The 12012-nt window shown below is 46.1% G+C and carries 10 protein-coding genes; 6 read left to right on the top strand and 4 right to left on the bottom strand.

What is annotated here, in order from left to right:
* Positions 1–114: 114 nt before the first annotated feature.
* Complete coding sequence (locus B5F38_RS12305; protein WP_087409488.1) at positions 115–2334, bottom strand: family 20 glycosylhydrolase; 2220 nt, start codon at positions 2332–2334, stop codon at positions 115–117.
* Positions 2335–2812: 478 nt separating this feature from the next.
* On the opposite strand from B5F38_RS12305, the gene B5F38_RS12310 reads away from it, so the two are divergent.
* From B5F38_RS12310 to B5F38_RS12325, 4 genes are all read left to right on the top strand, one after another.
* Positions 2813–4615, top strand: coding sequence for a DUF262 domain-containing protein (locus B5F38_RS12310; protein WP_158096880.1), 1803 nt, complete (start codon positions 2813–2815; stop codon positions 4613–4615).
* Positions 4602–6425 carry a DUF262 domain-containing protein gene (locus tag B5F38_RS12315; protein ID WP_087409490.1) on the top strand — a complete coding sequence of 608 codons (1824 nt, stop codon included), beginning with the start codon at positions 4602–4604 and terminating at the stop codon, positions 6423–6425. The genes B5F38_RS12310 and B5F38_RS12315 overlap by 14 nt, the downstream gene beginning before the upstream one ends.
* A gap of 71 nt (positions 6426–6496) precedes the next feature.
* A complete protein-coding gene (locus B5F38_RS12320) occupies positions 6497–7135 on the top strand; it encodes a DUF1963 domain-containing protein (RefSeq protein WP_087409491.1) in 639 nt (212 codons plus the stop codon).
* Positions 7132–7947, top strand: a complete 816-nt coding sequence (locus tag B5F38_RS12325) for a hypothetical protein (RefSeq protein ID WP_087409492.1) — start codon at positions 7132–7134, stop codon at positions 7945–7947. The genes B5F38_RS12320 and B5F38_RS12325 overlap by 4 nt, the downstream gene beginning before the upstream one ends.
* A gap of 242 nt (positions 7948–8189) precedes the next feature.
* Here B5F38_RS12325 and B5F38_RS12330 read toward each other — a convergent pair whose 3' ends face one another.
* The 3 genes from B5F38_RS12330 to B5F38_RS12340 form a co-directional block, all read right to left on the bottom strand.
* Positions 8190–8783, bottom strand: coding sequence for a hypothetical protein (locus tag B5F38_RS12330; protein WP_087409493.1), 594 nt, complete (start codon positions 8781–8783; stop codon positions 8190–8192).
* Between the two features lie 10 nt (positions 8784–8793).
* Complete coding sequence (locus tag B5F38_RS12335) at positions 8794–9273, bottom strand: sigma-70 family RNA polymerase sigma factor (RefSeq protein WP_087409507.1); 480 nt, start codon at positions 9271–9273, stop codon at positions 8794–8796.
* A gap of 339 nt (positions 9274–9612) precedes the next feature.
* Positions 9613–10827, bottom strand: a complete 1215-nt coding sequence (locus B5F38_RS12340) for a hypothetical protein (RefSeq protein ID WP_143240979.1) — start codon at positions 10825–10827, stop codon at positions 9613–9615.
* 205 nt (positions 10828–11032) lie between these two features.
* On the opposite strand from B5F38_RS12340, the gene B5F38_RS12345 reads away from it, so the two are divergent.
* Together B5F38_RS12345 and B5F38_RS12350 are read left to right on the top strand one after the other, a co-directional pair.
* Positions 11033–11236, top strand: a complete 204-nt coding sequence (locus B5F38_RS12345; protein WP_087409495.1) for a helix-turn-helix transcriptional regulator — start codon at positions 11033–11035, stop codon at positions 11234–11236.
* An 8-nt stretch (positions 11237–11244) separates the two neighbouring features.
* Positions 11245–12009, top strand: coding sequence for a DUF2971 domain-containing protein (locus B5F38_RS12350; protein ID WP_206422494.1), 765 nt, complete (start codon positions 11245–11247; stop codon positions 12007–12009).
* Positions 12010–12012: the final 3 nt, after the last annotated feature.

The following is a 12012-nucleotide window of genomic DNA, read 5'->3' on the forward strand; positions in this document are numbered from 1 at the left end:
ATCTATCGTAACAAAGATAATTCTTTTCGGCTCCAGACCGTCGGGATGGCATTATGTTCTATAACACAAAAGGCTGCCTGCGGGCAGCCTTTTGTGTAGAATTTATGGAGGAGCTTATTGGGCCTCTTTGCGGATAAATACCAGTCCCGAGGTGTCGTTGCCGCCTTCGCCCCAGGCTTCGACTTCGATGAAGAAGGGGGTACCGGCCTCGAACGCGTCGACCGAGAAACGGTATGCGGTGGTACCATCGTTCGAGTCGGAGGTCGACGATTGGGCTACCTCGGCCAGCAGTTCGTCACGTTTGTAGAGTTTCAGTCCGCCCAGTTGCAGCGAGTTTTCGCCCTTGGTAGGAATGAAGGTGATGACGTAGTCGCCGTTCCCGGCAATCTTGCCCGTGCACTCGAATCTCCACGGGGCCTTTTGGGTCTGGACGATGAGGGGTTTCCATTCGGCGGTGAACTCGCCGTACGGCTTGTAGGCTGAGTAGTCGGGGGCAAAGTAGATGGGCAGCGAGTAGTGGGTGTCGGTCACTACGGTGATGGCGTGGAAGTCGCTCTTGTCGGCTACCGTTACCGGGCCGGTGTAGATGGGCGAGTGTACCGTGGGATAGGAACCGTCGGTGGTGTAGCGTATGACAGCCTGGTCGATGGCCGGAGTCAGGGTGAATCGCAGGGCTCCGTTATCGACCGTCTCCATCTTCTCGATATGAGGTTCGGGTACGCGGTAGTGGCACCCCTTGGCATCGAGCCGGGCAAAGTGAGTGGCCAGGCGGTAGCTGAAGTCGGGGTAGTTGCGGGCGGCTTGCGGGGTCCAGGCTACCTCGGAGAGGGCGAGCAGACGGGGGAAGGTGAGGTATTCGGCATAGTTCTCAGACCGGTTCTCGTCGAGGCAGTCAATCTCTTGCAGCACGGTCCCGTGGATGAACTGGTCGCTCCAGAAGCAGCCTTGCACACCGAGTACGGTCGACTCGGGGGAGTAGTCGTTGACCTCCATGCCGTAGCACTTCTCGACCGAAATCGGGGGCATCCAGGTGGCCGCTTTCACCTCGCCGGGAGTCGAGCTCTCGGGGAAGTCGAAATACATGTGCGTGGCCGGTGAGAGTATGGCCTTGTGTCCGGTCTTGGTCGCCTCGATGGTGTCGGCCACATTGTGCCAGAACACCCCTACGACAGGCGTTTTTACCTCGCCCCGGAGCAGAATCTCTTCCCACCCTACGACGGTGCGGTTCTTCTCTTTCATCATCTCGGCCACGACATTGGTCAGATAGCCTTGCAGGTCCGAGGCCTTTTTCAATCCTTCTCGCTGGATGATTGCCTGGCAGTGGGGACACGATTCCCACCGCACATAGTTGGCCTCGTCGCCGCCGATGTTGATGTAGGCGCTGGGGAAGAGAGCCACCGTCTCGTCCAGAATATCGCGCAGGAACTGGATAGAGCTCTCTTTGCCCACACACAGCAGGTCTTTGCTGATGAAGTGTTGCGTGGGGACCTCGTGTTGCAGGCCGGTGCAACTGAGCCAGGGGTAGGCCACGATGGCCGACAGGATATGGGCCGGGAACTCAATCTCGGGGATAATCTCGACATTGCGCACCTGGGCGTAGGCAATCAGCTCCTTGATATCTTCCTGGGTATAGTATCCGCCCAGACGCTTGGCATCGGTACCGGCCCAGGCTCCCACCTCGGTGAGGCGGGGATACTTCTTGATTTCGAGGCGCCAACCCGAGTCGTCGATGAGGTGCAGCTGCAGTTTGTTGAGTTTGTACATGGCCATCATGTCGATATACTTCTTTACAAAATCCTTGTGGTAGAAGTAGCGGGCCACGTCGAGCATCATGCCCCGCCACGGCCGGTTGGGGGCATCGTATACCGTCACGGCCGGAGCCGACCACACGACATCGTGCTGGCGACGGTCGCTGTACACCTCGGTCGGGAAGAGTTGCAGCAACGTCTGTATGCCGTAGAAGACACCCCCGCGGTCTTCGCCCGTCACGGTGATGCCCTTGGGGGTCACAGTCAGGCGGTACCCTTCGGGGTGGCCCACCTCGCCCGGTTTCAGTTCGAGGCGGATGGTCGCCTTGCGGGCCTCGGGTTTCAGCGTCAGGTCCCAGCCGGTCGACTGACCGAGCAGCTGTTGCAGATATTCGGCCTGCTCCTCGAGCGCGGCATCGTAGCCGATGGTCGCTTTGGCGGTGAGCACGAAGTGGCCTTCGCCCTCTTCGACCCGGAGCGGTTTGGGTATCAGGTTGAGTTCGCCGGCCCAGGCCGTTGAGAGGGAACAAATGGTTACCAGCAGGGCTACCAGTCGTTTCCCTCGTAGAATGATGTCATGTTTCATAAGCACTTTATGGTTTTTAAATTTGAAAAATCGGGAGATAACGGTATCGTGTAGAATGTTTTTCAGATGATATTAACTTGTTGTTTCTTATGGATTTACGTTTGTATTCTTTCTTGCGGGGCTTTCTGAGCAAGTAAAGATACGTAAATATTTTTATTCCCCACGCATCGGTTGGGGAAAAATGGGAACAGGTATATTATGATGCGGCATTTCTTTTCTGATATATGTGGTGTAGATAGGGGTGGTAGAGGTGTATTGGGAGTGCATGAATTGGAGAAAGGGGTGATGGAAAAGTGGGCAATATGGCTTTTGTTAACCGTATTTAACTGTTGTAAGAGAGATAATGGTGACGATTAGACTTATATTTAACAACCATAAAATTATTTGAATAGCGGGGGCACAAGACCGGAAAAAACGGCGGAAGTCTGACTGTTGAATCATCTATGGATAAAACCTTAATTTTATAATCATGTCGATTTTGAATCTGAAGTATCCTGAAGCAAATTTTCTTGAGAACTTGAGAAATAGGTTCGATGAGGAATTTCCCGGTGTAGTGGTTGGGAAGATTCAGTATTGGGGGAATGCTCGTTATTATCATCACTATTATATACAATTTACGCCTGCGAATTTTTTACCGGGTATTCATTTCGAATATTATGTACAGAATAGGGTGGGTAGACTTGAATTTCATTTGGAGCCTGACCCGAACAATGATGAGCAGTGCCGTTTGTATAGGGATATGGGTATATCGTTGATGCATGGTCTTTTGGACCAGGGTGTCGAGTGGAATCCACAACTTGAATCTTTCTGGCTTAAAGACTGTCGTATCGATAGCCTGGATTCTTTGCTGAAGAGTTACCAGGAATTGAGTTGCCTGGTGGAACCTTTGTTGGCGAAATCGCTTATGGCCAATCGTGAAATCAAGTTAGAGCTATTGTCGTATCCCAAACAAGAGACCGGACATGTAGCGTTAATAGAACGAGGGGAGGACGTTTCGGTGAGGATCATGAATCTGGCCGAGGTTATGAAACTCGACCTGTCTCTTCCCGACTATCAGCGTGACTATTGTTGGGAAGATAGAAATATCACCGATTTATGGAACAGTCTCCTGAAGATAGAACCGGATAATCCATTTCACTTGGGAACTGTTATTCTCCACGATAACCAGCAGCATTATGATATTATTGATGGCCAGCAACGGTTGATAACGCTTACCCTTATTCTTCTGGCTTTGGGCTATGACGATTATTTGCCGCTGCTGAACGAATCGTACGAGTCGGCAGAGGCTCAAGACCACATAGCTAACTGTAAATATGTAGTGAAGATTCTGGTACAGTCATGCAAGAATCGTGAAGCTCTGCTCGACAAGATAGCCCGTCAGGTTTCGTTTGCCGTGCTTGTAGTCAGTGAGGCTAATCTGGATCTTGCATATACCTTCTTTTCGAATCAAAACTCAAAGGGCGTGCCATTGACCGATTTTGACCTGCTGAAGGCTCATCATTTACGATTTATTGCTGACGAAAAGCAGGCCGAGCATGTGGCTGTCAAGTGGAACAAGATATTGCAGCTGCCCCCTGTATATCACGATAGTAACGCCTTGTTCCGTACAATTGGAATACATATATACCGGTTAAGACGGTGGATGCGCAAAAGGGGATCAGCCGAGAATAGTTACCGATATATACAGCATGAATACCAGGCTGCACCCTCGATGCCCGATATTCCGCCGTTTGGAGAGCGGCTCGATTTTTATGAAAAGATACAAGGGGGCACCCATTTTTTTATGTATGTAGAGACCTTCATCCAACGCTATGAAGATTTTGTGCGGGAACCGTTTGTTCAGGAAGTGAGGGATAGGCTGTCCTACGGCCCTTACGAGATATTTGCCGATACCCTGGCAACATTGCTATTCGGGTATTATCTTAAGTTTGGACGTTCCTATCTGGTCGAAGCATTCTTTTGTTTTTCTCAAATGATGGCTTTGTATCGGTACAATTCGGACCGGGTTGCCACTAACGGGTCTGGGGTGAGAGATTGGGCCATGAATAGCGAATTTCTGCTTATGATCGACCAAGCCTCTTCTCCCACATTCTTTTTGGCCGAAGCTCTTGCCGCCAGTGAAAACAAGTTCCAGATAAACAGTGGACTATATCTGCCGGAAACCAAAGGGGTGAAGTGGGGCATGTATGTGGCCCTTAGAAATATCTGGAACTATGCTTTGCCCTTGGTTTCGGATACGACGATAAGAAATAAAATTATAGAAGAGTATGGTATACAATAAGATAACACCGGAACTTATTGCCGGGAAAAACATTCGGTTCTGTATCCCTCTATATCAAAGATTGTTTACGTGGCCGACTTCTCAGGTAGAGCAGTTGTTGGATGATTTGCGGTCTCATTTTGACAAGAATCCGGACAAGCCCTATTATTTGGGAATGATTACGGTTGTGCACCGGGAAGGTCGGGAAGATCGATGGGACCTTATTGACGGGCAGCAGCGTATAACGGTACTGATGTTGCTCTCCATCGGGTTCTTGCTCAGTGGCAGGACCGATTCGACTGAAGAGTGGATTGCGTTTTTTGATGATTCCAATCGGTTGTATTTCAAAGGCCGGAGCCAGGACCGTGAATTCTTAAAATACCTCGCGGATCGTAAGCCTTCGACCTATCGGAATATCAATATGGAGAATGGGCTCTCTTGTATCGAGGAATATCTGAGAAAACATTTCAGTGAGGAGGGCGCTCTCGACTTGTTTGCCAGTCGGGTATATCGTAATCTGACGCTGTTTGTTACCGAACTGCCAGGCCACTATGTTGCGTCACCGGCTTCTTTGAACGAATATTTCGAGGCAATGAACTCGAGCGGCAAGTCGCTTGAGCAACATGAGATTCTCAAAGTCGATTTGTTGCGTGGTCAAGATGATAATGATAAATTGCGCTTTACCCGCCTTTGGAACACGGTGTCGAATTTCGAGTTGCCATTGATTAAGGAATCGGAGAAAATCGACCGTGGAGAGCAAATCCGGAGATATAAAGAGGCTATATCCATGTGCCGTGAAGGCGATTTCGACGGTCTGATACGCAACTTATGTTCCAAGACAAATGAGCGGGATTCCCGTGGATCCAAGTCTATTGCCGAAATAAGAGTAGAGAAAAGGGATTTCGGGAAACCCTCCTACGACGACAGGGAAGATGCGATTATCTCGTTCCCTCAGTTTTTGCTGATGATTTTGGCTATCCACCTGAATGAAGACCGCATAGCCCGGATTCACCCCTCGAAGTTGCTCGATACTTTCAGAGATAATCCCTTGACGTGTGTTCCCCGCTTTTATCAGCAACTTGTTCTTTATCGGCTTTTGATGGATTTATATGTGGTGAGAATGAAATACTCTTCCTCATCGGGCTATCACAAACTCATGGTTAAAGACGAAGAAAATCTCTGTCATGAGCATGAACGGTTAAAACAATTCGAATCGATGTTCGATGTCTCTACCGAGCCTCATCGCTGGATATTACCCTTGTTGAAGTATGTTGCAGGGCTCGATCATGAACCCGGACAGGCAGAGTTGCTTGCTTTTTTGATGAACCTGGATAAAGAGTTGAATCATCAAGGACAATGCCCTGATGTATCGAAATTGGGTTACGAGGCCAAGCCTCGGTATTGGCTGTGGCGGCTCGATTATGCTTTGTGGGAGAAGGTGCTGCTCGAGGGCAAAGACGCGTTGGGATTTTCAAATCTTGATGCAGAGTCTGTTCGGCAATACGAGTTTCGTCAGAATCGCTCTATCGAACATCTGCATCCACAAAATGAAAATTATAACGACAAATGGTCTTGGCACGACATTAACTCATTGGGAAACCTGGCTATGATTTCGCAGAGTTTCAATTCTGCACAAAGCAATCTGCCGGTGCATGTAAAGTTTGCCAATCTGGAGGTCCAGGTCAACAGCCGTAACCTGCAAAGTATCAAACTGTATCTTATGTATCTCGAAGCCAAATGTTCCGACCAGGAGTGGACCGTGGAAACCATGCGATTGCATGAACGCAAGATGATGAAAATATTGAAGGAGAGTATCGAAGCCGCTGGCTAACAAAAAATCAAGACCGTAGTACCCATATGGGGCGGTAGCAGACTTGTGTTTAACATCGTAAATTGGATAGTATGGAAACAAAATCACCTGTCTACATTCATTTGGGCGAGGCGGTTGAAAACCCGCCGGTGGGCAGCAGCCACTGGTTTGGCTATCCCGACCTGCCGCCCGACGTGGAGATTCCGCAAATCGAGGAGGGCGGAGAGTCGTATGCGTTGACTCTGGTCTGCCAGATCAATCTGTCGGAGCTCCCGTTGCAGCCGGCACAGAAGGGGCTTCTGCTCTTTTTTGCCGATATTGCCTACTATGGCGGTCATTGGGACGAGCCGTCGATTGGCTCGGATATTTCGGACAATCGGGTCTGCCGGGTGGTCTATGTGCCGGCCGAGAAGATGGGCACACTGGTGAGTTGCCGCGAATACTTTTTCGAACAGGATGAGCCGAAGGCCATTGGTCTGATTTTCAACCGGGAGAAGCCGACGTTGGCCGAGCCCGAGCTGCAGCTGTTCGGGCGAACCGATCACCTGGAGTGGGAAGACTGGCCGAGCCCTTGCGAAGGGTGGCAACTGCTCTTGATGATGGACTCGATGTCGGGAGCAGACTATTCTTATAATTTCATCGACTGGGGTGTCTTGTGTTTCCTGATTGAGTGTGAGGCCCTCGAACGTAAAGATTTTTCCAATGTTAAAACCATAATTTTATCCACATGATACTGTTTGTTACTCTTGAGACCGATGCGTTGGGCACTGTTTCGCGCGACCATTACAGTGTTTCGCCCGACGCCGTAGACCGGGGCATCTATGTGAATGCTCTTTTTCCGGAGAGTTATGGCGATTTTGTCAAGGCTATCCGTGTACAGACCGTAGACGAGGGGGCGGCGGTGCAGATTACGAGCGAGTATGGCTCGTGCAAATATTCGGCATATGAACACGCCCAATGGGAATCGGGCTCAATCGGGTTGAGCTATGCTTCGTGCAAGGTGTTCATAAGTTTGGTCCCCAAGTATATGCCCACCTGGGACATCTTGACCGTCAAGCACGAGGGGGCTACCATGGTGTTCCAACGCGAAGACATTGTGGCCGGAGCTCATCTCGGGACTGTCCGTCCTCGTGTAGACGGCAGCCAGATTCCTTGGTTGGATACGCGGGTTGAATTTGCCGGCGACGACAGGGTTATGCTCAGCGCCTCCGAGCGAATTATGGTTGTCTTGGGGGGAGAGCCTGTCGTATCGGGTGAGGAGACGTATGAATTGTGCTCCTTCTCGACCATCGTCTACGAATGGGACGACCTGGAGAACAAACCCGTGAAGTTCGTGGTCGATACCCAGGACCTGACTGCCAGTGCCGACGATGCCGAGGCCGCACTCCGGGTGGCCGACTCTATCGAAGAGCAGCAGCCCGAGATGCTCGAGATTGTGGCCCGCTATATGGAGCATGCCGCCGACCTGGGCTCGGCCGAGGCCTTGGCCTGGTTGCGCGACTATCACGAGGTAGACGACTCGCGGCATCACCCGTATGTGTAGCCGACCCGATTAGTTGGATATAGTTTTATCTATTTCTTCTCATGTTTATAAGCGATATGATAGGCAATATCTTTTGCAATAAGCCATCGCTTTAAAACCACCGGCGCGACAAACAAACCGCACAGTCTGAGAGGGAGTAGGGATGAGGAAGCAAACAGATACCATGCTATTCTGGGAGAGTAGAAGGCAAACTAAGTTGTTTGCCCTCTACTCGATTATTGTCTATCGAAAGATGTGCTCTTTTATGGCTTGACCTTCAACTGTTTGATGATGTCGTCGCAGGCCCTAAGCACTTTTCGGTCAATGAAATACTGGATACAGATACCGGCAAAGATAGCCACGCACATGAAGGTGATGGCAGCGATGCCCCGCTCCGGGACGCGGAATGTGTTGTAGATTGCCGGAAATATGAAGCACATGAGACCTATCGCCAGAACCCACGAGACTGTATTGACAATCATGTAGTTCCGTTTGAATTTCCGTAATCGGGTTACCGTCGAGAGCAGGTCGTCTGCGCCGTATTCTATTTTCCCGAGTTTGTGGTATATGAATACATAACCCATCAGCAGCAGTACATAGAACGCTGCAAGCATGCCGGCAAGGCACATGTCAAGTCCCTTGATATAGGAGGCTGCCAATATAATCAGTATCGCTGCACCTACACCGGCCAGGGTGGTTCTCCTGTTTGAATCCAGCACATCGACATGGTTCCGCAAAACCAGTTCCATAAGTTGCCGGTTGATAATCAACTGTTTGTCCATATCTGCCTTGAGATAGTCATAGTCCGACTTCATTTGCCGGAGTTCATCATACATGGATAAATTGTCGTTCTGCATAGCCTTTTACTTAATTGTTCATTTTCTTAAGTTCCTCTTTAATCCTGTAGAGTTGGAAGGAGACATTCTTTACGGAAATGCCTATGACCGCCCCGATTTCTTCATAAGACAATCCTTCAAGCCACAGGAGAATCAGAGCACGGTCAACCAGTCCGAGGCGGTTTATCCTGTCATACAGACGTCTTACTTGCAGGGTCCTGTCGCTTATTTCTTCAAAGAAATCGACATCGATGCTTAACGGGATATGTTTGATTCCCTTTCTTTTCCTTTTCTGTCCGTTAATGCAGGTGTTGAGGCTTACACGGTAGATCCAGGTTCTGGCATCTGACTCTCCGCGGAATGCGTCATATCCTTTCCAGAGCCTGATCAGCACATCTTGAAAAAGGTCTTCCGCCTCCTCTCTGCTTCCGGAAAACATATAGCAGACGGTATAGATAACGGTCTTGTGCTGCTCTACCAATTGGGTGAATTGCTGTTCCTTCTGTTCCATCATGATTTCAGATTTCTACTATATTAGACAACAGAGTATTTGAAAAACTATAAATCATCGGTTATATTTTCGTCGTTTGAGGCTATCAAACACGTTTGGATAAACAAATAAATCCCTGCTAATCTGTTCGATTAACAGGGATTTATTTGTTATCTTGCGCTTAAGAACGCATCAATATTCTTCCTCGTTGAAGAAATTTATACATATTGATTATCAATATATTATGCAGCAATCAATGAAATTTGCGCAAACAAACAGCACCGTCTGAGACGGTCTGAGGCGATGGGAGGAAAGACGAGACAAACTTATTATCAAAGAGAGCACATAATAATATCTTGTTTATATCCCAGTAAAACATTGATATAAGTTATTGAAATCTCTAATTTCAATAACTTCAAAGCCTAATTGTTCAAGGAAAAACTTCTTACCCGGAGATATATTATTGTCAATATACCATCCTTTTAATCTTTTATCATACATCTGACTATACTTAGCACGTTGGATAAGCAACCATCTTAAAAAAACCTCATTTTCTTCAAGAGCAAGTCCAAAAATGAAAAAATCCTTATTAAATATCACATGCAGCCAAGTATTGTACCCAATCCAATTATTCCGATTCTTTCCATCGAACAATTCATTGAATCCATCACTTTGTATCATTTTACGAGCTCGTTCTACGCATCCCATATAGTCGCTTAATCCTAATCTTATACTTCTTGGATAGTCTGTCAACCCATTAATATGCCATATACCGAACCCATCTAAAGGATTTTCTATCTCATTTATACCGTAATATACATTCCATGGATAAAAATCAGTGAACTTATATTGATTTCCGTTTGGAGACAGTATGCGGCGTTTAGCCTTTATAGATTTTCCAATATAAACATCAAAGTTTGTTGTGAGAATAGGTGACTCAAATTCCTTAATTTTTGTAATCAAGTCACTCACATTATATTCTTGCTTATCAGGAAATTTACTGGCAACATTCTTTTTTATTGAATTTTTCAGGATCTGCTGTTTGGCACTATTAGTAAATAGTCCCATTACAATCTGCACGCAGTCTTGATCCGACAAAGAATCTGTACTTTCATAGTTCTGCATACAAATGTTTCTGCTGGTAGCTACAAATTCTTTATAGACATTATTAAATTGATCAATTTTTTCTTTATCTATATTATCAATATCAAATTTTGCGGGAGGTAATTTAAGGGCAAAATCAAGCATTTTTTTATGTGCAGATACATCTATCTTTTTATCTTTTATCTCATTTGCAATTCTTTTTAGCCGATCTTCATACGATATATTCGGCCTGAGTGTAATCAACTCTATTATATCATAAAACTCTGTGAACGATATCCCAGTTGGAATTTCTTCTTGTTTTCCTGTATACTCTGACCACAAATCTTCCAGCAATTTTTTCCAAGGTATATTGCAATCTTTATATTGATAATGAATACCATTTCCAATTAAAAATGCTGTTGTTGCTTTATGATTATTAAGTATAGTTCTAATTCTAGAAATGTTATTCTCATCATTATTTATAACACTCATATGCTTAGCTTTATAGATATTAATATCTACAAAAGTAACATATATCAATCACAATTGATTTAAAATATTGCATCGAAATAATTGTCTTGTTTTTAGCGATATCAATCACCTATTCAAAATTGATATTTTAATCATATTTTTGTTGATTATGACCATATAAGATACAAATAATCATTATCTTTGTAAAAACGAAAATTGTAACGACATGGAGCGTAAAATGCTAAATCGAATAAAGATTGTTCTCGCCGAGAAAGATAAAACTAACAAATGGCTTGCTGAACAATTGGACAAGGATCCGGCAATGGTATCCAAATGGGTTACGAATAAAACTCAGCCCAGTGTCGAAACTCTTATTCAGATTGCAAAAGTACTGGAAGTTAGAGTTGACGATTTATTGAGAACCGAATAAATGAATATATGGGGACAGATAAATTATATAAATATCTGGATTTTAACGGTGGACTGATGATGCTGCATTATGGCAATCTTCAATTCACTAACGCTACGCAATTAAATGACCCGTTTGATTGCCATCCCTCGTTAATTGATTTTTCCGATGTTCCGAAAGAAGCATGTGGAGGATGGACTCCGGAAATAATTGAAGAATTGAGAAGAGATCCATTTCGTAGAACCAGAGAAGAGGCATGGATATGTAGTCTTTCTAAGATATATGATTCAATTTTGATGTGGAGCTATTACAGCAAGCATAAAGGTATTTGCATCGGTCTGGATATGGAGAAAGTTAGAAAGTATCTTTCTCGCATGTATGGCAATGTCATGATCGGCTGCTCGGAAGTGGAGGTACAATATAAAGATATTGTAGAGAAGCCCGATTATTTCAGGGATGCAAAAGACTTTTTCCATTATCAAATATCTACAAAAGCAAAGGCATGGGAACATGAACAAGAGGTCAGATTGTTTATTTTAAATCCTTCTCCCGCATATATGGCATTATTGCCAGGGCAAAATGACGATAAAGGTCCAATTGATTGGAAAGAAGTAAGAGCATTCCCCGAAATTGGAGGAGAGTGTTTCGAATCCGTTTATCTGGGAATCAATATGGATGTCGAAGAAAAATCAAAAATAATCCGTGTTGCCCGAAAGCTGAATCCCGACATTAAGATTTTCCAAATGGAGATTGATGCAAATGCTTTTAGGTTAAACACCAAACTAATAGAGTAAATA

It is taken from the genome of Barnesiella sp. An22 (assembly GCF_002159975.1).
GTDB classification, from domain to species: Bacteria; Bacteroidota; Bacteroidia; order Bacteroidales; family Barnesiellaceae; genus Barnesiella; species Barnesiella merdigallinarum.